General features: G+C 61.3%; 17 protein-coding genes and 1 pseudogene. 12 read left to right on the top strand and 6 right to left on the bottom strand.

All coding sequences use genetic code 11. The annotated features are described in order from the left end of the window. Positions 1-54: 54 nt before the first annotated feature. From BXY39_RS08870 to BXY39_RS08855, 4 genes are all read left to right on the top strand, one after another. Positions 55-465 (top strand): energy transducer TonB, encoded by a 411-nt coding sequence (locus tag BXY39_RS08870; protein ID WP_170163727.1) that lies wholly within the window; start codon positions 55-57, stop codon positions 463-465. Between the two features lie 236 nt (positions 466-701). Continuing rightward, a complete protein-coding gene (locus tag BXY39_RS08865; protein ID WP_121938515.1) occupies positions 702-1,250 on the top strand; it encodes a carboxymuconolactone decarboxylase family protein in 549 nt (182 codons plus the stop codon). Between the two features lie 86 nt (positions 1,251-1,336). Then, a complete protein-coding gene (locus BXY39_RS08860) occupies positions 1,337-1,798 on the top strand; it encodes a nuclear transport factor 2 family protein (protein WP_245999022.1) in 462 nt (153 codons plus the stop codon). A gap of 13 nt (positions 1,799-1,811) precedes the next feature. Next, on the top strand, positions 1,812-2,420 hold the full coding sequence (locus tag BXY39_RS08855; RefSeq protein ID WP_121938513.1) for a pyridoxamine 5'-phosphate oxidase family protein: 609 nt from the start codon (positions 1,812-1,814) through the stop codon (positions 2,418-2,420). Between the two features lie 36 nt (positions 2,421-2,456). Here the strand turns inward: BXY39_RS08855 and glpK are convergent, their stop codons facing one another. The 3 genes from glpK to BXY39_RS08840 are packed head-to-tail and all read right to left on the bottom strand — an operon-like array spanning position 2,457 to position 6,640. Continuing rightward, a complete protein-coding gene (gene glpK / locus BXY39_RS08850; protein WP_121938512.1) occupies positions 2,457-3,953 on the bottom strand; it encodes a glycerol kinase GlpK in 1,497 nt (498 codons plus the stop codon). 54 nt (positions 3,954-4,007) lie between these two features. Next, entirely contained in the window at positions 4,008-5,621 is a 1,614-nt protein-coding gene (locus BXY39_RS08845; protein ID WP_121938511.1) for a cisplatin damage response ATP-dependent DNA ligase, read from the bottom strand. After that, positions 5,618-6,640 (bottom strand): ligase-associated DNA damage response exonuclease, encoded by a 1,023-nt coding sequence (locus BXY39_RS08840; protein ID WP_121938510.1) that lies wholly within the window; start codon positions 6,638-6,640, stop codon positions 5,618-5,620. The genes BXY39_RS08845 and BXY39_RS08840 overlap by 4 nt, the downstream gene beginning before the upstream one ends. Before the next feature lie 93 nt (positions 6,641-6,733). Between BXY39_RS08840 and BXY39_RS08835 the strand changes: the two genes are divergently transcribed. Together BXY39_RS08835 and pdeM are read left to right on the top strand one after the other, a co-directional pair. After that, positions 6,734-9,115, top strand: a complete 2,382-nt coding sequence (locus BXY39_RS08835; RefSeq protein ID WP_121938509.1) for a ligase-associated DNA damage response DEXH box helicase — start codon at positions 6,734-6,736, stop codon at positions 9,113-9,115. Then, the gene (gene pdeM / locus BXY39_RS08830) at positions 9,099-9,806 is read left to right on the top strand and encodes a ligase-associated DNA damage response endonuclease PdeM (protein WP_170163726.1); all 708 of its coding nucleotides are present in this window, start codon (positions 9,099-9,101) and stop codon (positions 9,804-9,806) included. Before BXY39_RS08835 ends, pdeM begins: the two co-directional genes overlap by 17 nt. 13 nt (positions 9,807-9,819) lie before the next feature. On the opposite strand, the gene BXY39_RS08825 is transcribed toward pdeM, so the two are convergent. Beyond that, positions 9,820-10,413, bottom strand: coding sequence for a DUF2953 domain-containing protein (locus BXY39_RS08825; protein ID WP_121938507.1), 594 nt, complete (start codon positions 10,411-10,413; stop codon positions 9,820-9,822). Positions 10,414-10,732: 319 nt separating this feature from the next. On the opposite strand from BXY39_RS08825, the gene BXY39_RS08815 reads away from it, so the two are divergent. The 6 genes and pseudogenes from BXY39_RS08815 to BXY39_RS08790 form a co-directional block, all read left to right on the top strand. Further along, a complete protein-coding gene (locus tag BXY39_RS08815; RefSeq protein ID WP_147453523.1) occupies positions 10,733-12,859 on the top strand; it encodes a TonB-dependent hemoglobin/transferrin/lactoferrin family receptor in 2,127 nt (708 codons plus the stop codon). A 74-nt stretch (positions 12,860-12,933) separates the two neighbouring features. Then, a complete protein-coding gene (gene hemP / locus BXY39_RS08810) occupies positions 12,934-13,107 on the top strand; it encodes a hemin uptake protein HemP (protein ID WP_121938950.1) in 174 nt (57 codons plus the stop codon). 28 nt (positions 13,108-13,135) lie between these two features. After that, a complete protein-coding gene (locus tag BXY39_RS08805; protein ID WP_121938504.1) occupies positions 13,136-14,203 on the top strand; it encodes a hemin-degrading factor in 1,068 nt (355 codons plus the stop codon). 14 nt (positions 14,204-14,217) lie between these two features. Continuing rightward, positions 14,218-15,102 (top strand): heme/hemin ABC transporter substrate-binding protein, encoded by an 885-nt coding sequence (locus tag BXY39_RS08800; RefSeq protein WP_170163725.1) that lies wholly within the window; start codon positions 14,218-14,220, stop codon positions 15,100-15,102. A 4-nt stretch (positions 15,103-15,106) separates the two neighbouring features. Then, positions 15,107-16,252, top strand: coding sequence for a FecCD family ABC transporter permease (locus tag BXY39_RS08795; protein WP_121938502.1), 1,146 nt, complete (start codon positions 15,107-15,109; stop codon positions 16,250-16,252). 59 nt (positions 16,253-16,311) lie between these two features. Further along, positions 16,312-17,100, top strand: a pseudogene (locus BXY39_RS08790) (heme ABC transporter ATP-binding protein); the annotation flags it as partial. Positions 17,101-17,127: 27 nt separating this feature from the next. Here the strand turns inward: BXY39_RS08790 and BXY39_RS08785 are convergent. Both BXY39_RS08785 and BXY39_RS08780 read right to left on the bottom strand, forming a co-directional pair. Then, positions 17,128-18,672, bottom strand: a complete 1,545-nt coding sequence (locus tag BXY39_RS08785; protein ID WP_170163724.1) for a methyl-accepting chemotaxis protein — start codon at positions 18,670-18,672, stop codon at positions 17,128-17,130. A 193-nt stretch (positions 18,673-18,865) separates the two neighbouring features. After that, positions 18,866-20,803, bottom strand: coding sequence for a TonB-dependent receptor (locus BXY39_RS08780; RefSeq protein ID WP_170163723.1), 1,938 nt, complete (start codon positions 20,801-20,803; stop codon positions 18,866-18,868). Between the last annotated feature and the right edge of the window lie 28 nt (positions 20,804-20,831).

The raw sequence follows: 20,831 nt of genomic DNA, 5'->3' as shown, positions 1-20,831 counted from the left end.
TCGAGGAATTCTGACAGGGTTACCGATATCCGGAACCGCGCAGGAGAGACTGTCATGAACAAAATTTTCGTTTTTCTATTTACGGCCGTTTTGCTGATCGCGGCCCCCGCTGCCGTCAAAGCCGATACCGTCGGCGAATTGATGGCTGCCGCCGAGGTTTCCGGAATCGATCAGGCTGCGCTAAGCGCATGGCAACAGAAGGCCCGCGCCGCCCTCACCAAGCTGCATGTCTATCCCCGCAGCGCCAAGATGGAGAATGTGGAAGGCACAGGGCGGATCCAGGTGACCATGGAAAAAGGTGGCAGGGTCGTCCATGTGGCGGTCCTGGACGCGCCTGCGCACAAGGCCCTGGACCGGGCTATCCAGGCCTATGAGAAAAAACTGCAAAACCTGCCGGCCATGCCGTCCGGTTTCGACATGTCCCACTTCACCTTTATCGCTGAAATCAACTGGACGCTGGCCTGATAAGTTTGGCCTGATGACCCGGCAACATTTCCGCATATCTAACGTCAAGGCCGCCTCTTAACCGGGGCGGCCTTTTATATTGGCCGCTACCGGCATGCCCGACATAAAATTGCTATTCTATATAATGGAATTATATATTTTATACATAAGACATTCTTTCTTTTTAAGGAACGCTTTATCTTCCTCATCAACACAGCCGGCACCCCTGCCGGCCATATCTGGAAAGGAAGATCGATATGTCACGCATCCCTACCCCTGCCACGACCAGCGACGCACCGGCGGCATCCCAAGCCCTGCTGGACGGCGTTCAGAAATCCCTTGGCAGCGTGCCGAACCTGTTTCGCATTATTGCCAACAGCCCATCGGCGCTTGAAGGTTATCTTGGCCTGAACGGAGCCCTCGGCAAAGGCCGGCTGGCCCCTGCAACACGCGAGCGGATCGCGCTGGCGGTTGCCGAGATCAACGGCTGCGAATACTGCCTTGCCGCGCATACCTATCTGGGCACAAACGTCGCCAAACTGACAAGCGCGGAGATCGCCGCCAACCGCAAGGGCGGATCGACCGATGCCAAAGCCGATGCGGCCGTCCGTTTTGCAGCCGAGATTGCCCGTAAGCGGGGTCGGCTTGACAATCATGCCGTGGACCGGGTCCGGACAGCCGGTTACAGCGATGCCGAAATTGTCGAAATCATCGTCCATGTGGCCCTCAATACGCTGACCAATTACGTGAATGAGATTCTGGACACCGACATCGACTTCCCGGCAGCGGCAACACTGGCCGCCTGACCCCTGGGTGCAGGCCCCGGTCACTCCCTGCCGGGGCCTGCGGAACCCTATCAGAATTCGTCACACACCAGATGAAGGAAAGCCCCATGCGTCCGCCCCTGCCCCCGTTCACGACCGAGACCGCCAGCCAGAAGGTCCGCGCCGCAGAGGATGGCTGGAACAGCCGCGATCCCGCCCGGGTGGCGCTGGCCTATACCGAGGACAGTATCTGGCGAAACCGATCGGAGTTTTTCAAGGGACGGACCGCAATCGAAGCCTTTCTCACACGCAAATGGACACGCGAGCATGAATACCGCCTGATCAAGGAACTGTGGGCCCATACGGACAACCGTATCGCCGTCCGGTTTGCCTATGAATTCCGCAACGATGCCGGGGACTGGTTCCGGGCCTATGGCAACGAGAACTGGGAGTTTGACCGCAGCGGCCTGATGCGGCGGCGGATCGCCAGCATCAACGATCTGCCAATCCGCGATGATGAGCGTTTGTTCCACTGGCCGCAGGGCCGCCGCCCTGACGATCACCCCGGTCTGAGCAAGCTTGGTCTATAAGGGGCGTACCGTTATGGCTGATATATCATCGGATATCGCTTTTACCCTCACGGTCAAAGCCATCCAGACACGCAAAGGGTCACGCGATGCCTACCAGCGCATGGAGGACAAAGGCGGCTGGCGGACGGAGATCACACCGGATCTTGCCGCGTTTATCAACGAACAGCGCAGCATCTTCATGGCAACGGTCTCAAGCAGCGGGTCCCCCTATATCCAGCATCGCGGCGGCCCGCCGGGGTTCCTTAAGGTTCTCGACCCACGGACGCTGGCCTTCGCCGATTTCACCGGCAACCGCCAGTTCATTTCACAGGGCAATCTGTCGGACAATCCGAAAGCACATCTGTTTCTGATCGATTATACCAAGCGGAAGCGGGTTAAGATCTGGGGGGAAGCGCGCGTGGTGGAAAACGACCCGGCGCTTGTTGGCCGGCTGATGCCGGAAAACTACAGGGCACGGCCGGAGCAGGCGATGCTGTTTCATATCGCCGCCTGGGATGCCAACTGCCCACAGCACATCCCGCAACGCTTCGAGGCCGAAGACGTGGTTCATGCCCTGGCAGAACGAGACGCTCGTATCGCGGATCTGGAAGCCAGGCTCGCAAAACGGCGGGGCAGGGACTGAATAACAGGCATATAGGTATCTGACCGCCCCACAGTTCTATCTGGCAAGGCATTGCCTCAGTGCCGCCTGCCACCCCGCCAGAAGATGGCCGCGTTTTTCGGACGACATGGCCGGGCTGAAGGCGGCCTCCTGGCGCCAGCCGGCCGTCGCCGCCGCCAGATCGGGCCACAGGCCGATACCGACACCGGCGGCCAGTGCAGCCCCCAGCGCCGTGGTCTCGATCGAGGCCGGGCGTTCAACCGGGACATCGCATATATCCGCCAGAAACCGGGCGAACCAGCCGTTGGCGGCCATGCCACCGTCAATGCGCACGGTTTCGGGCCTGGGTGTGCCGTCGCGCTGTAGAAGGTCGAACAAGTCAGCGGTCTGATATACAACGGATTCAAGGCCGGCACGCACGATTTCCGCTGCCGTGGTCGCACGGCTGAGACCGGTGATCAGACCGCGTGCATCCGGATCCCAGTGTGGTGCGCCCAGCCCTGTGAAGGCCGGCACCATATAAACACCACCGGTCCCGTCAAGGGCTGCGACCATGTCCTCGCTGTCCTGCGCGCTCGCGATCAGACCTATCTGATCGCGGAACCACTGCACCACCGTGCCGGCATTGAAGATACTGCCTTCCATGGCATAGGCAACGCCACCGGGCGTTTTATAGGCAATGGTCGACAGCAGTTTATGCTGGCTGTACAGCAGATCATCGCCCGTATTCTGCAGGACAAAACAGCCGGTGCCGTATGTACTTTTGATCATACCGGGATGAATGCAGCCCTGCCCGATGGCGGCTGCCTGCTGATCCCCGATAAGCCCGGCAATCGGCGTACCGGCAGCCGGCAGGCCGTCCGCGATGACGCCCACCGTTTCCGTGTTATCGACCACATCCGGCAGAATGGAACACGGGATCCCGAACAGACGCAGCAAATCATCCGACCAGTCGACATCGCGAATGTCGAGCAACATGGTCCGGGATGCATTGGCCGCATCGGAGACATGAGCCCCGCCACCGGTCAGACGATAGGCGAGATAGCTTTCCACCGTGCCGAAGCAAAGATCGCCCCGCTCTGCCGAGGCGCGCAGGCCCGGACCGGCTTCATCATCGAGCAGCCAGGCCAGTTTCGTCGCGCTGAAATAAGGATCCAACACCAATCCGGTTTTACGGGTAACGGTGGCTTCCACCCCTTTGTCACGGCCCAGCCGTACACATATGGGTGCGGTGCGCCGGTCTTGCCAGACAATGGCGCGGGCCAGCGGCGTCCCCGTCCCGCGTTCCCACAATATGGTGGTCTCGCGCTGATTGGTAATGCCCAGGGCCAACGGCTTCAAGCCCCTGTCCGCCATGCAGGAGACCACATCGGACAGGACATGAACGACCGCTTGCCAGATGTCTTCCGCGTCGTGCTCAACCCAACCGCTGTGTGGATAATGCTGTTCCAGGGGTTTCTGTGCACTGGCGAGAACCGTCTGATCCGGTGAAACCGCGAGCGCCCGTGTGCTGGTGGTGCCCTGGTCCAGTGACAGCAGATAACCGGTGTCCATGATCACGCCTCCCCATAGCGATACAGTCCGTAAAACTGGCAAGGGGGAGGATGTTTATGCAAGCCCCGATTTTGCCGGCACGGTACGCGGCGAGCCCGCGTCGTCAAGAAAGGGGTCCAGCGCGTTCAGGCTGTCGGCCTCGGCGACGGGCTTGTCCCAGCGGATGCGGCTGATGCGCGGAAACCGCAGGGCAACCCCGGATTTATGGCGCGGACTGGTATGCACACTGTCAAATGCCACTTCCAGCACCAGACCCTTTGCCACCTCGCGCACGGGGCCGAACCGGTTGATCGTATGTTTGCGTACCCAGGCATCCAGCTGGCGCAGCTCGGCGTCGGTGAAGCCGAAATACGCTTTACCAATGGGGACGACCGACCCCTCACGCCACAAACCAAAGGTGAAATCGGAATAAAAGGAAGACCGTTTCCCGTGCCCGCGCTGGGCATACATCAGCACCGCATCCACCAGTTTGGGGTCGCGCTTCCATTTGAACCAGGGCCCTCTGGGGCGGCCCGGCACATAAAGGGAGGACCGATGTTTGATCATCACCCCCTCATGGCCGCGTTCATCAGCACCGTGCCGACGTATATCTTCCAGTTCCGTCCATGAGGTAAAGGGAATACGGACCGACAGGCAGAGCCTGTCGTCGCCATGACGGTCCAGCCAGTGTTCCAGCATCTTCCGGCGGATGTCCAGCGGGCGGTCCCGTATATCCAGGTCGCCGTCGAACAGCATGTCGTACAGCATGACAAAAGCCGGAAGCGTGGTCAGGTGCTTGCGGATGACGGTCTTACGGTTCAACCTTTGCTGCAAGCGGTTGAACGGCAACGGATCGCCAGGCACCCCCACCAACAATTCGCCGTCGAGAACACCAACCCCACTGACGGCCGAGACAAGATCGGGAAAGGTATGGGAGATATCCTCACCGGTGCGTGAAAACAGGCGGGTCTCGGCCCCATCACCGACAATCTGCACCCGCACACCGTCCCATTTCCATTCCGCCACATAATCATCCGGGTCCAGGGACGAGAAGTCCCTATCGTCATCCAGCGGGTTGGCAAGCATCATGGGGTGAAATATCCGTGAAAATGCCACCCGCGGCCTTGGTGCGCGCCCATCCATCCATGCGAAGAGGTTCGTATAGGGCGGGTCCACCCCGTGCCAGACTTCCTCGACATCCTGAAGGTTGAGGCCGCCGGCCTCCGCGAGCGCGGTTTTCGCCAACCGTGCGGACACCCCGACACGCAAGCCCCCCGTCGCCAGCTTGATCAGAGCCCAGCGCGCCTTCGGCTCAGCCCTGTCCAGAAGGCCGGACAGATAGCCGGCCAGACGGTCTTTCGGCATGGCATCCAGGGTCTCAACCAGATCCGCCAGCCCTGGTAAGTCCTCACCGCCGCTGCCGGGCCAGATCAAAGACACCGTTTCCGCCATATCGCCCACATAATCATAGGACGGCGCCCACAAAACCGGATCAATGCGGTCCATGACCACGTCACGGATGAAAGCGGGTTTGACGTGACGCAGCCGCAGGGCACCGGTCAGCGCCGCCAAGGCAATGCCGCGATCCGGGTCCGGCGTATGGCGGAAATAACGCATCATAAGCACAATCTTGCGGTTGCGCGACGGTGTCAGCAACAGCCGTTCCAGCAATGATGCAAAGGCCATCATGTCCCTGCGGCCGCTCCTGTCGGCGAGTGGCCGTCACCACCGTCCTCGTCCCGGCCGGCCAGAGCCAGCGCGGCTGCCTTCAAGCCCCTGGTGCCACAGTAATGAATGAGCGCGTCCTCACGCCCATGCGTCACCCAGACCTCGTTCGCACCGGTTGCCTCAATCGTCGCGGTCAGTTCATCCCAGTCCGCATGGTCCGACAGAACAAGCGGCAATTCCACGCCGCGCTGTTTGGCACGCTGTTTCACCTGCATCCAGCCGGATGCCATGACCCTGAGCGGATCGCCAAAGCGGCGTGACCAGCGATCAGCCAAAGACGACGGCGGGGCGATGACGATTTCACCTGCAAGATCGCGCGCTGGCGTGTCCGCGACAGGCCGCAGACTGCCAAGGGCGACCCCGTGCGCCTGATAGAGACCGCACAGACGGTCCATAGCGCCGTGCAAATAGATCGGCCTGTCATACCCTTGCGCCCGCAGCAGGGCGATGACGCGCTGCGCCTTACCGAGGGCGTAGGCGCCGACAAGATGCGTCCGCCCCGCCTCGGTTTTCAGGGAATCAATCAGGCGATCTATTTCACGGGCGGGCGGCGGATGCCGGAAGACCGGCAGGGCAAACGTGGCCTCGGTGATCAACAGGTCGCACGGCACGCATTCAAAAGCCGCGCAAGTCGCATCCGGTACGGTTTTGTAATCCCCGGTGACAACAATTCGCCGGCCTTTATGCTCCAGGAGCACCTGTGCGCTGCCCAGAATATGACCGGCGGGATGAAGACTGAGGGTCATGTCTCCAAGGGCCAGATACTCCCCGTAAGGCAGCGGCTGGAAACTGCGCGCGCAATCGGCACCGTAGCGCGCCTGCATAATGGCAATGGTTTCGGGGGTTGCCAGTACACTTCCATGTCCGGCCCTGGCATGGTCGGCATGGCCATGTGTGATTATCGCCTTGCCGACAGGCCGGTCGGGGTCGATATAAACTCCGACGGAGGCAAGAAAAAGCGTATGGTCAACAATCGGCATAGATCGGCAAATAGGGCAAAAACACCGCCGCTTCCAGTCCCGTCCCCGTCGTCTCTCCCCGGCTGTCTGGCCGACCACCCCCTGACCGCATGGATGGCCGGAAACGGCTGGGCCTGGCATATACATCAGATCGACACATTGGTGGCAGCCCGCGCCGGACGGGACGTTCTTCTGACCGCACCCACAGGGGCCGGCAAGACGCTGGCCGGATTTCTGCCTAGCCTGGTGGACATGTACGAAATGCCGCCCACTGACGGCAGCACACTGCACACGCTGTATGTGTCCCCTCTGAAGGCACTGGCGGTGGATGTGCACCGGAACCTGTCGCGACCGGTTGACGCCATGGGCCTGCCGATCACCCATGAGACCCGTACGGGCGACACGCCTCAGTCCAAAAAACAAAGACAGAAGCGAAAACCGCCGCATATATTGCTGACCACGCCGGAGTCCCTGGCCCTATTGCTGTCGCATGAGGAAGCACCGCGCACCTTCGCAGGCCTGCGCCATGTGGTGATTGACGAGCTTCATGCGGTGATGCACAGCAAACGCGGCGACCTTCTGTCACTGGGACTGGCGCGGCTGACACGTCTGGCACCACAGGCGCGACGGATTGCCCTATCAGCCACACTGGACGGCCCGGAAACCGCCGCGGCCTATGCCTGCCGGGAGGATGCAACCATCGTCACCGCGCCTGCGGCACTGCGCCCCAAGGTCCGTATCCTGATCGGCCGGGACCGCATGCCCTGGTCGGGTCACATGGCCCGTTATGCCCTGGGCGATGTGTATGCGGAACTGAAGGAAGCCCGTCTTGCCATCGTTTTCGTCAATACACGGGCGCAGGCTGAACTGGTTTTCCGGGAATTGTGGGACCTCAATGACGACCGCCTGCGCATCGCGCTGCATCACGGGTCGCTGGAACGGGACCAGCGCCGTCGGGTCGAAGAGGCCATGGCTTCAGGCGGACTGGACTGCGTGATTGCCACATCATCGCTGGATCTGGGACTGGACTGGGCAGCCGTGGATCTGGTGGTACAAATCGGCGCTCCCAAAGGGGCAAGCCGCCTGCTGCAACGTATCGGGCGCTCCAATCACAGGCTGGACACACCCAGCCGGGCCATCCTGGTGCCCGCCAACCGCTTTGAGTATCTGGAATGCATGGCCGCCTGCCAGGCCATCGACGGGCAAACACTGGACGGCCCCGCACCCAGGGCCGGCGGGCTCGATGTTCTGGCACAACACATTCTCGGACGTGGCTGCATGGGGCCGTTCGAGGCGGACGACCTGTTTGATGAAGTCCGGCGGGCCTGGCCTTATCGGGACCTGAGACGCGAAGATTTCGACGGGGCACTGCATTTCATGGTGAATGGCGGGTATGCCCTGAAAACCTATGACCGATATGGGCGATTGGAGACGCTGGACGATGGACGCTACCGGGTGCGCGACAACCGTCACCGGCAGCGCTACGCCATGAATATCGGCACCATTGTCGAAGCGCCGATGCTGAAGGTGAAAATCGGCAAACGCACCCTTGGACAGATTGAGGACTATTTCATCCAGGGCCTGTCGGCGGGCGACACATTTCTGTTCGGCGGACAGGTGCTGCGCTTTGAGGGACTGCGGGACGGGGCCGTACAGGCCAGGCGCAGCACCGACGGGGAGGCAAAGATTCCCTCCTATGCCGGCGGCAAACTGCCGCTGACCACGCATTTGTCCACCCTGGTCAGACACATGCTGAACCGCCCCGGGGACTGGCGGCGTTTTCCGGCCCCGGTGGCCGAGTGGCTGCACCTGCAGGGGGAACGGTCCGCCCTGCCCAGCCGTGACGGCCTGCTGGTGGAAACCTTTCCGCGCGCAGGTCGTCATCATCTGGTGGCATATGGTTTTGAAGGGCGCAACGCCCACCACACACTGGGATTTCTGCTGTTGCGGCGCATGCAGCGTTTCGCCCTGAAACCGCTCGGCTTCGTCGCCACGGATTACGCCGTTGCCGTCTGGTCGCTGGAACCGGTGGACGATGCCGACCAGCTGTTTGCCGCAGATCTTATGGTTGACGACCTTCAGGACTGGCTGGAGGAGACCCCGCTGCTCAAACGCCTGTTCCGGGAGGTGGCCGTGATTGCCGGACTGATCGACCGCCAGATGCCGGGGGCGCGCAAAACCGGCAAGCAGGTCACCTTCAACGCGGACCTGATTTACGACGTTCTGCGCCGTTATGAACCCGACCACATTCTGCTCAAGGCCGCGCGGGCCGATGCCGGCGGCGGGTTGATCGACCTTGAACGCTTGCAGGACATGCTGGTACGCATTCAGGGCCGGATCGACCATCGTCGTCTGGACAGGGTATCACCGCTTGCCGTACCGCTTCTGCTGGAAATCAACCGCGAGACCATACCGCGTGACGAGATGGGCGAAACCGTGCTGGCAGATTTCGAGCGATCCCTGCTGGAGGAGGCCGCGCTTGACACCGTCGGCTGAAACCCTGTGTCTGCCGTTTGCCGGCACTGACCTGGAGCTGCATCCCGCAGGCGCCCTTCTGTGGCCTGAAGAAAGCCTTCTGGCCGTTGCCGACCTGCACCTGGAAAAAGGCTCGAGCTTTGCCCCGACAGGACAATTGCTGCCCCCATATGACAGTGAGGATACACTGGAACGCCTCGTCACCCTTGCCGGTGCACTTGGATACCGGCGTATTCTGCTTTTGGGCGACACACTGCATGACAGCCGGGGACCATCCAGGCTGAGCACGGCGGCAACTGCCCTGTGGGAACAGTTGACGGATCTGGCCGAGATCATATGGGTGCGCGGCAACCATGACGGTCCCACCACACTGCCCAGTGTCACCGCATGCCACCAATGGCAAAAAAACGGCCTGACATTTCTGCACGAACTGGACCCTGAAGGACATGAACAGATCGCCGGGCACCACCATCCGGTCGCCAGACTGACCCACCGGGGCACAACGGTCAGACGCAAATGCTTTGTCGAGGATGGCAATCGCCTGATTCTGCCGGCTTTCGGCACATATACAGGCGGTCTCGATGTGCGGGATCCCGCAATAGAAATCTTGATGCAAGGGGAATGGCGGGCCCATATCGTCACCCGGGACCGCCTTGTCAGCGTGCCGGGCCACAAACTGGTCAAACCGGCCATGCCGGCATCCGCGCCCTGACAAAAACCGGCCTTTATTCGGCCGGACTGGCACGCTTTACAAAACCGCGCCGGATCGCCTTGCGCGTCGGTTCGGAAAAAACATATCGAAATGTCGGCATCATAGCGTTGATGGGACGCACGGTGACCGCCACATCGTACCAACCGGTGAAACGCGCCCCGGAAAAGTCCGGTTCGATCTCAAGGTCCATTTTATGGCGGGTAAAAGACGGCAGGGTCGCGACGACAGCCACCAGAATGCTGGTCAGGGCCGGATCGGAGAACCCGACGATAAGGCGACCCTCGGCGCTGGCAGCATCGCAATTGGACAGCAAATCGCGCACCCAGGCGCTGGTCCGCCGGACAAACCCCTTCGTCTGAGCAATACGGGCGATGCGCGTCATGATCTGTTCACGTCTGATCTGGCGCCGCATCCGGCAGGATTCGCAGGACGGTCCAGAATCATCGCGAAGATCAAACTGCCTTTTAAACGTCCGCCGGAGCCCCAGCCAGTGCACATGGAACTCGCTGTCCTGTCCCAGATGACCGGTCGCCTTTAAACGCAGGGGCACCGCGAGCGCCGCAGAAAGCAATCCCGCCAAGCCCAAAAGAATTATAATGGCAGACACATACCGTTCCTTCCCGTCGCTTCCCCCTGTCGCCCTGGGCCGCCATGCTGTCCGGTCCTAGAGGAACACGTTCAAAGCACCGGGATGTTGATACGGATCAAGCTATGACAATCGGCTTTGTCAGGGTGCCAATCCGGTCGGGGTGTCTTTTTATCTTGCTTTTAAGAGTCGTTATCATTATCAGAGCATAACCCCCTGGTTCTCAAACTCTCTCCCCAGGGGCCGTGCCCAGCCAGCCGCTTGTGCCTCCAGGTGCTGCCAGCCAGGCGCAGTATTCCTTCTCCCGCGTGGGGATGCGTGCGTTTTGTTGGAGTGACTTGTGACGATACCGATCAAACTGTTACCAATTTCCGCGATCCGGGCCATGACGCTTGGAACGACACTTCTTTCACCCGTTGCCGCCGGATCGCAGGTCCATGCCTTTGAAGAAGCCGCCGATGGCGGGTATGACGGCGACATCGTCGAGGAAGTCACGATTTCCGCCACACGGACGGAACGCCCGGTGTTTACGACGCCATCCGCCGTTTCAGTGATCGATACGGCAAGTGTGACCCGCTTTCAGCCCCTGACCTACGCGGACGTTTTCGAAGGGCTGCCCGGCGTGGCCATCCAGGGCGGTGCACGCCGGATTGCCGAAGAGCCGAACATCCGGGGCTTTTCCGACACACAGGTGGTGATCCGCCTGGACGGCGCCAGACAGAATTTCGACCTGGCGCACAGAGGCCGCTTTTTCGTCGATCAGGATCTGGTGAAACGCATCGAAGTCGTGCGCGGCAGCGCATCGGCGCTGTATGGCAGCGGGGCCTTGGGCGGTGTCATTTCGCTGGAGACAAAGGGTGCGAAAGATCTTTTGCAGGATGGGGAAACCCTGGGCGGCCGCGTAAAAACGGCCTATCAGTCCAACGGAGACGAACTGCTGACATCCGCCAGCCTGTTCGGTCGAAGCGGTGCTTTCGACGCCGCCGGCACCCTGATCTACCGCGAAGTGTTCAATGATCTGGAAGACGGGTCGGGTGAGACCATTCTCGACACGGAAGACCAGCTGTTGAACGGTCTGGTCAAGCTGGGTTTCGAGCCGGGCGAGCATCACCGGTTCGAGCTCATCGCCAGCCTCTTCGACAATGAAGGGGAAAACCCGACCAACGCCAACGCCGTTTCCACACCGACAACCGTGGTGGACCGCGAAACCAGTGAGCGGAATCTGCGGGGCAAATACACATATTCGGACCCGAACAACCGCGCCGTCAATCTGGAGGCGGTGGCCTTTTACACATCGATCGACGTGAGCGAAGACCGTTTTATCGATGGTCGCAACGACGAATCCGATTTTGAAAGCTACGGGTTCGATGTTCACAACACATCCCGTTTCAATGCCGGTGAAAAGGCCTCGGTCGCCCTGACATACGGGGTGGAATATTTCCGCGACAGCCAAAGCGGAACGCGAAACGGGGGCGTGCGGACCACATTCCCCGATGCCGAGCTGGATTTTCTGGCCGGTTATGCGCAGGCGGAGATCGAAATCGGCGACATGCTGTCCATCATCCCCGGACTGCGCTGGGACAGTTTCGACGTACAGGCCGGCGACGACAGCCAATCCCGCGACGAGGATGAAATCACGCCGCGCGTCGCTGTCGGATTTGCGCCTGCCGAATGGATTTATCTGTGGGGCAGCTATTCGGAAGCCTTCCGTACGCCATCGCTGACCGAACTGTTCAATGACGGCACCCATTTCGCCGTGCCGAACGGTCTCGGGCCGGGCACACTGGTGGTGAATAATTTCGTACCCTCGCCAAATCTGGCGCCTGAACGGGCGGAAAGCTGGGAACTGGGGGCCCGTTTCCGGCAATCGGATTTGATTATCGCAGGCGATGCCTTTGATTTCAGCGCAACCGTTTTCCGCTCCGACGTGGATGATTTCGTCGATCAGGTCGTCACCTTTGTCGATCCGGCGATCCCGCCCGTCTTCACCCCGCCGTTCGGGCCGACCACATTCTTCGGCACGACCCGGAATGACAGTGCAATGGCCCGCATCGAAGGGATCGAGGCCGAACTGCGTTACGAAAGCGACTATGTTTTCTTCTCGGTGGCGGGCTTTACCGTCGACGGTGAAAACCGGGACACCGGCGAAGGGCTGGGGTCCATGCCGCAGGACAGCCTCACGACCCAGTTGATCGGCAAATGGCCGGAACTCGGCCTGCAGGCGGGCGGCAGGCTGACGGTTGCCGCCGACCAGAATGATGTGCCTGAAGGCAGCACGACGACCGCCGGTTTCGAGACAGTGGACATTTTCGCGAACTGGAGTCCGCTTGAAGGGGCCTTAAAGGGACTGAACATCAGTCTCGGAATCGACAATCTGTTCGATGAGACTTTTTCCTTTCACCCGACAGTCATTCGCCAGCCCGGACGTAGCCTGCGCGTAATGCTCAGTCACCGTTTCGGATTGTAGGGGGCCGGACTGTAGCGAGACAGAGACGAAACACGAATTCACACGGCCAAGAGATGACGAAAAAGGATGGCGCCATGACCACACAGACATTGTCCCCAAGCGGGGGCACCCGGCACGCCGTGACCCCGATGCGGCGTTTGACAAGCAGCGACCTGCTAAAGGGCAACCGTGAAATCATCATTGAGCACGCGGGCGGTGAGTACCGCCTGCGCCTGACCAGCCAGGGCAAACTGATCCTGACCAAATAATCACGCGCAACCGGATAAGGAGAGAGAGATGGGTGTGCAAGAAAACATTAAAACCGGCGATGCCGCAAAGCTGAAGGCACGCTATGATACGTACAGGGCGGACAACCCGACCGTGCGGATCCGAAACGCGGCCGCCGATATGGGCGTCAGCGAAGCGGCTCTTGTCGCGACAGGCATCGGACACACCGCGACTCGTCTGGATGCGGACTGGGGCGATATCATAAAGCAGTTCCCGAAACTGGGTGAAATTCTGTGTATCACGCGCGGCGATCATGCCGTGCACGAAAAAGTCGGTAAATTCGCCAATATCTCCATCGGTCCGGGACATGGTCTTGTGGTCAACCGCGATATCGACCTGCGGCTTTTTCTAAGCCACTGGCACCATTGTTTCGCGGTAAGCGAAGAGACGAAACAGGGCGCCCGCCGCAGCATCCAGTTTTTCGATATCGACGGAACCGCGGTTCACAAGGTCTATATGCGCGACGGCAGCGATGTGGAAGCATATGACGCCCTTGTAGACCGTTTCACAAGTTCCGATCAGTCACCCGACTTTTCGGCTATTCCGCATCCCCCGAAAAAGGCCGATCGTCCAGACGGCGACATCGACCGGGAGGGCCTGCACGCGCACTGGGCAGCCCTGAAGGACACCCATGACTTTATCGAACTGCTTCGGGATTTCGAAGTCGGGCGCCAGCAGGCCTTCCGCCTGGTGGGCGAGGACATGGCATACCGTATCCCGGTGGCAGCGTTTGAAACCGCATTGACGGAAGCGGCGACCGCAAAACTGCCGATCATGATCTTTGTCGGCAACCGGGGCTGCATTCAGATCCATACGGACCCGATAGAGCGGGTGGTGCGCGCCAACGGCTGGCTGAATATTCTCGACCGCGGCTTCAACCTGCACCTGGAAGATAGCGCAGCGGTAGAGGCCTGGGTTGTCCGCAAACCGACGCGGGACGGCATCGTGACCTCGATCGAACTGTTCGACACGCAGGGCCGCGAGATCCTCTACATGTTCGGCGAACGCAAGCCCGGTGTGCCGGAACTGGAGGGATGGCGCGACCTGGTTGCCGGCCTGGACAGGCTGGACGGCTGAAAGGAAAACGGCGCATGATCCGTTTGAGTGCGATACTGCTGGCTGTCTGGGCTTATACCCAGACAGCCTTTTTGCCTGCCCTTGCCGACGATACGGTCAACTGTCAATCCGCCGGCAGACGGGTCGTCGCCCTCGGCGGCGCAGTGACGGAAAGCATACTGGCGCTGGGTGCGGGCAACCGGATGGTCGGTCGCGATACCACATCGACCCATCCGGATGCCGCCGGCCTGCCCGATGTCGGCTATTACAGACGTCTGGCGAGCGAGGGGGTTTTGTCTCTCAAGCCCGACCTTATTCTGGCGGAACCCGATGCCGGGCCCGATGTGGTGCTGGAACAGGTATCGGCTGCCGGCGTGTGCGTGATACGCATGCCGCGAGGCGGTTCGGCGGATGCCATCGCACAGCGTCTGCTGGCTGTGGCCTCCGCGCTTGGTCTCGGTGACAGCGGCGCAGGACTGGCCGCCGGGATCAAAGCGGATATGACGGCCCTGTCACAGATGATTCCGCCAGAGACGGACCGGCCCAAAATCCTGTTCCTGTTGAGCGTTTCGGGCGGTACGCCGGTTGCCGCCGGCGATGATACCGATGCCGCCGCCGTGATCGATCTGATCGGGGGTAAAAACGCCATTGAGAATGTCACCGGCTACAAACCCCTTTCGACCGAGGCCGCCATTGCGGCAAGGCCTGACGTGATCCTGATGATGGATCATGTCATACCGCAAGCCGGTGGACCGCAGGCCGTGCTTGCGCTGCCGCAGATCGCCCTGACACCGGCAGGGGCGAACGGGCGTCTTGTGGCCATCGACGGCCTATCCACCCTTGGCTTCGGCCCGCGCACACCGGCGGCCCTGAAGCAACTGGCCCGGGACATTCACGGCAGCGGTAAAAAGGGCCGCTGATCGCATGACCGCCCCCCTGACATCTCCGGTCGCGGCGCACGGTGTGACGGCACAAGGCCGCCCCGATCAACGGGATGTGCGCATCGCCCTGCCCAAACAACCATCCGGAACGGCCATTCTGTGGACACTGGGCGCTCTTACCGCCGTCATGGCGCTGGCCAATATCGCGGCGGGGGCCTATGCGCTGAGCCTGTGGCAGATACTGGGCGCCGTGGCCCGGATGGTGGGTGTTAACGCGGGCGGTTCCGTGACGGATGCGGACATCATGATTCTGTCTCAAATCCGCCTGCCGCGCGTGGCCATCGGGCTGGTGGTCGGGGCTGGCCTGGGCGTAGCCGGCGCGGTTCTACAAGGCCTGTTCCGCAATCCGCTTGCAGAACCAGGCCTTGTAGGCGTATCGGGTGGGGCGGCCCTGGCGGCCGTCAGTGTCATCGTTTTTGGCGGCAGCACGATCCTGCTGGGCGATATCAATATCACATCCTATGCCCTGCCGGTCGCCGCCTTCAGCGGCGGTCTCGCGGCGACGCTTTTCCTCTTCACCGTCAGCCGTTTTTCAAACGGAGACCCCGTTGCCACCATGCTTCTGGTCGGCATCGCCCTGAATGCCATTACCGTGGCTGCCATAGGGGCGATGCAGTATGTCAGCGACGAGGCGGAACTGAGACTGCTGACATTCTGGATGATGGGCGGGCTGGGCAGCATTACATGGGAACGTGCGCTTCCCGCCATTTTTCTGGTCGTCCCCAGCGTGCTGTGGCTTGTCCGGCTGGCTCCGGGCCTGAATGCCTACCAATTGGGGCGGGACGGCGCTGCCCACATCGGGATCGACACCGGACGGCTGACGGCGTTCGGGGTGATCGCGTCGGCACTGGCCGTCGGCGCATCGGTCGCGGTGACCGGGATTATCAGCTTTGTCGGCCTTATGGTGCCGCATCTTGTGCGGCAGATCGGCAGCGCCGATCACCGCTTTGTGCTGCCGGCCTCGGCCCTGCTCGGATCGGCCCTGGTTCTGGGCGCCGACCTGGCCGCGCGCCTGTCGGTGGCGCCCGCTGAACTGCCCATCGGTCTGGTCACCAGCGCGCTGGGCGGCCCCTTCTTCCTGTGGCTGATCCTGCGCCGCAGGTCGACAAATGGCGGGGGCTCCCGATGACCCTGACGGCAACGGATATCTGCATCACCCGCGGCCGGCGACACTTGGTCGACACGGCCTCGCTGACGGTCACGCCGGGACGCGTCACCGCACTGCTCGGCCCCAATGGCGCGGGAAAGTCGACCCTGATGAAAGTCCTGAGCGGCGATATCCGGCCCGATAGCGGCACCGTGGCCTTCCATGGCCGGTCCCTGTCGGAATGGCATCGCGAAAGCCTGGCGCGCCGGCGCGCCGTTCTGATGCAGGAAACCCATATACCGTTCGACTTTTCAGCGATGGATATCGTTCTGCTGGGTCGCTTGCCCCACGGGGAAAGCCCGACGGCACCGAAAGCCCGCGACATCGCCGCCCAAGCGCTACACCGCACGGGCACGCTGCATCTGGCAAGCGCAAGCATCTCCCGGCTGTCGGGGGGTGAAAGGCAGCGGGTTCATCTGGCACGGGTGCTGGCACAAATCTGGGCCGACACAGACCAGGGCGCCCCCCGCTTCGATGCGGGGAACGACGCGGAAAACGGCACGGCAAGCGAGACACGCTGCCTTCTTCTCGATGAACCGACAAGCGCGCTTGATCCCGCGTATCAGATTGCCCTACGGGCAATCCTGCACAGGCTTGCCGCAAACGGCACAGGCGTGCTGGTCATTCTGCATGACCTGAACCTGGCGGCGGCCATGGCCGATGAAATCGTGCTGATGCGCGGGGGCCGCATCTTCAGTCGGGGGACACCGGTACAGGTTCTGACACCTGATGCCTTGCAGGCCGTCTGGGGTCTTGACGCGGTCATCCTGCGCGGGCCGGAGGGGTATCCTGTCATCGCCCCGCGGATGGACGGCCCGCCGGCACCGTGACCATCCGCGGCGGAATAGACTTGCGCCCTAGTTCAATAAAACGGCGATTTCACTGCGCAATATGGAAGATAGATCGTTCAGCGTTTCCGTCGTTCCTTTCAAGGATGATACGCTTTCATTGGCCCGTTCCACTGAGGTGCGGACCGACTGGATATGTTTAGAAACCTCCATGGTGCCGGTCGCAGCTTCCTGACTGTTAGCGGCGATTTCGGACGTGGCCGTGGTTTGGTCGCCCACATGTGATGCGATGGCGGAGGCAATCGTGTCAACCTCGGCAATCCGCTGACGAATATCGCCGATGGCAGTGACCGTGTTGCCGACTTCACCCTGCACGGTTTCGATTTCGTGACTGATATCGTCAACCGCAGATCCTGTCTGATTGGCCAATGCCTTGATCTCATGGGCGACGACGGCAAAGCCTTTTCCGGATTCACCGGCACGCGTTGCCTCGATGGTGGCGTTCAGGGCCAAAAGGCGAGTCCGGTGAGAGATTTCCGAAATCAGGGACAGAACCCGGCCGATCCGGTCGGACGCGCTTTGCAGGGCCGAGACTTCCTCAGCCGCCCGGTCGGCCCGGTCAGCCGCCGAGGACGCCACGTCGGAGGCCTGGGTAGCCTGACTGGCAATATCACTGCCGGTGACCGACAGTTCCTCGGTCGCTGCCGCGACCGTCTGTACATTGGCCATGGCCTCTTCCGCCGCCGCGGCCACCATGCTGGCCAGATGCAGGGTTTCATCGGCCGCCGACGACATCTGCTCGGCCGCGGCTGCCGCGGACGATGCCTCCCCCTCAAGCAATTGGGATTTTTCAGTCACCATCGCTGCAGCCTGCTCGGTCTTGGTCACAACCGCCCATGTGGCCAAGGCCCCGACATATGCGTCTTCATCATCCAAAATCGCGGTGATGTCCAATTTCAGAATTTCCGGACCCAGCTTGATCTTGGCGGTAAAAGGCAGGTTTGAAGGGTCCCCCAGGATACGGCGCTGATGGGACGGATTTTTGTGAAACACGTCAATGCACTGGCCGATGAGATTATCGGCCGAGACCGGCAGATGCGCCTCCAACTCCTTCAGTGTCTTTTTGCTCATCTCGTTCATGTAGATCAGTTCGAGCGATTTCGGATCGCACATCATGGCGTTGATGGGCATTTTATCGACCATGGTCTGCAATGCGCCGGCGCTGATGCCGCTGCGCGGGCGTTCTCCGGCGCGCCTGGACAGGCTGGCTGGCCAACATTCAAGAAGGACCATGCTGTCACGGGTGCCTGTATCCCTGACCTGCCGTGCGGTCAGCTGGACCACGCCCAGCGCCCCTTCCATGGTCGCACTGCCCGGAGTGCCGCCAGCCGCCTTTTCGACCAGGGTGGCGGCATTGCCCTTGCCATTGTCGAAAATATCGATGGAAAGGCTGCCGTCTCCGCCAAAGGACAGGGATGCCTTGTCCATAAGGAGGGCGCGGCACGCCCCGTTGAGATGAATGATCATTCCGGTTTCAGGGCGACACAGAAAAGCCGGGCCGGCCAGTGCTTCGACAAGCCGGTCCATTGAGCCCCCATCTTCTTTCACGGACATCTTTGCCCTGTCTGTGCGGGACTGAAGTCTTTCAAACATTATTTTCCCCGTTTTATAACTTCCCGAGGAAATAATACCATGCATTAACTTGTGGAAATACAGACCCTGGAGTCCGTTACTGAATATCAATTCAGAAGTGTCGCAACATGCGAAATATAAACTTGACGTTTTCTCAGAACCGCCGTCGCACTTCTTAAAATCGTATTCTGGCACCGGCCCGCAACCAGCGTCCCGGCGCCGGCAGTCCGCGCTGGGGCTCGAAAAAGGCATCGCCCAGATTGTCGGCACGCAGATACAATTCCCCCTGAGTGCCCGGGGTCAACGCAAAGCGATAATCCACCGTCAGATTGACACGTGTGAGCCGTCCGAGAGGCTGAAGCAAACCGTCGGCATCTTCCGACCAGGCCCGGCCGATATGTTCTACCTCAGCCCGGGCGCCGAAGCCGCTCGGGTGCCGGTAATCGGCATTGAAGGCACCGATCACAGAGGGCCGTTCGGCAATGCGATTTACCGGCGTTTCGCCCCGCGGCCGGGCATGTTGAACCGTCAGACGCACGCTGAGGTCCAGACCGGGGGCGACACGGCTGCGGCCTTCCATTTCCAGACCGTAGAGACGGAACCCCGGCGTGTTGATGCGTTGACGCAGGGACGGCCCGTCCAACTGCCGCACAGTGCGCTGGTCAAGCGCGTTGTCCGTTATCCTGGCATAGGGCGTCACCCTGACCGCAGAGGGGCCATCCGTCCATTCGAGGGTCGTTTCGGCCAACCAGGTCCGCTCGGGGGTCAGCATGGGGTTTTCCAGAAACCGGTTGAGCGCGGTGCCGAACAGTTCCCTCAGCGTCGGCTGACGGGCCTTGCGGCCGGCGGCCAGTCCCAACGTCCAGCCATCGCCCAGGTCGTAATTCAACCCGGCGCCGAGCGAATAGTCAAAAAAATCACCCGTGTCCGTCCGGCCCGCGGTCTCAAGGGCGGCAAACCAGTCAAACCCGGCCGACAATGAGACATCCAGCTTTTCACTGAGCGGCCGCTGCCAGTCCACGGCACCGCTGACAAGGCGCTCGCGGAACACCTCCCGGTCCAAGGACGCGATCTCATCCAGGGTTCCTTCGCGCTGGCGATGGGTCGAGACATGGCCGGTCACGGTCATGCGCAGGATGCTGCGCCCGATGTCCACATCCAGCATGGAACGCAGGCCCCAGGTGCTGTTGTCGTCTTCCTGTCTGTCCTCAACCGTCAGGAAATCCGCACTTTCAAAACTGTCTATGGTCTGATCGAAAACCTGATGCCAGGCCGTGGCGCTGAACCGGACACTGTCGACCACGGGCCCTTCCACGAGGACGATGCCCATGGTGTACCGGTTGTCCGGGTAGCGCCAGAAACGGACATTGGCGATTTCCGGATCGCGGTCGCTTTCAGGGGCAACGCCCTGCTCGCTATCCACATGCAGGAGGCTGGCGCGCACGGTCATGGCACCCATATCCATTTCATACCGGATAAATCCATGCATCATGGACAGGTCCGTATTGGTGCGTGGACCGTCGGCACTTTGGGAAAACGGCAGACGCATATCATCAGCCAGCGGCTGACCGTCATGGTCCACATAGCCGGCCGCCAGCAGCAGATGACCGCGACCGATATTGAAACCAGCCAGACCGTCAAGCTGCACCAGATCCTCGCTGCCGCCGATCAGGCTGGCCTGTCCGCCGGTACGCTCGGCACTGGCGCCGGTGGACAGAACCAGTGCCCCACCGGTTGCCCGCGCCCCGAACCGCGTGGAGACCGGACCGCCGACAACGGCCCCACCGGCCACAATGGACGCCGGCAGCGCCGACAGATCGACACGATTGTCCCAAGGGACGTTGAGTGGAGCGCCGTCGAGAAAAACAGCGGTTTCCCGCTCCCCCGACCCGCGCAGGAAAAGCAGGGTTTCGCCGCGCGAATTGGTCCGGACATGAGCGGACGGCGCCAGTATGGCAAGATCGGCCACGCTGACGGGCGCGCGGGCCTCGACCGCTGCGCTGTCAATGGGAGCACGGGTGCCGAGGGGCGACAGTCCCTCAGCCGGTGTTCCACGGACGGCAACGGTCACGATGTCATCGTCCTGTGCACCATCCGTCGCCGCCATAGCCATGGGCAACAGCAAGGTCCACACGACAGCA

Source organism: Eilatimonas milleporae (assembly GCF_003688555.1).
Lineage (GTDB): Bacteria > Pseudomonadota > Alphaproteobacteria > Sphingomonadales > Kordiimonadaceae > Eilatimonas > Eilatimonas milleporae.
The sequence above is the reverse complement of the archived record's forward strand: the minus strand, read 5'-3'. Positions and strand labels throughout refer to the sequence as shown.

Bases quoted from the DNA above. Each gene is read 5' to 3' on its own strand.
- BXY39_RS08870 (WP_170163727.1), top strand. From the start codon at position 55: ATGAACAAAATTTTCGTTTTTCTATTTACGGCCGTTTTGCTGATCGCG.
- BXY39_RS08865 (WP_121938515.1), top strand. From the start codon at position 702: ATGTCACGCATCCCTACCCCTGCCACGACCAGCGACGCACCGGCGGCA.
- BXY39_RS08860 (WP_245999022.1), top strand. From the start codon at position 1,337: ATGCGTCCGCCCCTGCCCCCGTTCACGACCGAGACCGCCAGCCAGAAG.
- BXY39_RS08855 (WP_121938513.1), top strand. From the start codon at position 1,812: ATGGCTGATATATCATCGGATATCGCTTTTACCCTCACGGTCAAAGCC.
- glpK (WP_121938512.1), bottom strand. From the start codon at position 3,953: ATGGACACCGGTTATCTGCTGTCACTGGACCAGGGCACCACCAGCACA.
- BXY39_RS08845 (WP_121938511.1), bottom strand. From the start codon at position 5,621: ATGATGGCCTTTGCATCATTGCTGGAACGGCTGTTGCTGACACCGTCG.
- BXY39_RS08840 (WP_121938510.1), bottom strand. From the start codon at position 6,640: ATGCCGATTGTTGACCATACGCTTTTTCTTGCCTCCGTCGGAGTTTAT.
- BXY39_RS08835 (WP_121938509.1), top strand. From the start codon at position 6,734: ATGGCCGGAAACGGCTGGGCCTGGCATATACATCAGATCGACACATTG.
- hemP (WP_121938950.1), top strand. From the start codon at position 12,934: ATGACCACACAGACATTGTCCCCAAGCGGGGGCACCCGGCACGCCGTG.
- BXY39_RS08805 (WP_121938504.1), top strand. From the start codon at position 13,136: ATGGGTGTGCAAGAAAACATTAAAACCGGCGATGCCGCAAAGCTGAAG.
- BXY39_RS08800 (WP_170163725.1), top strand. From the start codon at position 14,218: ATGATCCGTTTGAGTGCGATACTGCTGGCTGTCTGGGCTTATACCCAG.
- BXY39_RS08795 (WP_121938502.1), top strand. From the start codon at position 15,107: ATGACCGCCCCCCTGACATCTCCGGTCGCGGCGCACGGTGTGACGGCA.
- BXY39_RS08785 (WP_170163724.1), bottom strand. From the start codon at position 18,672: ATGTCCGTGAAAGAAGATGGGGGCTCAATGGACCGGCTTGTCGAAGCA.
- BXY39_RS08780 (WP_170163723.1), bottom strand. From the start codon at position 20,803: ATGGCTATGGCGGCGACGGATGGTGCACAGGACGATGACATCGTGACC.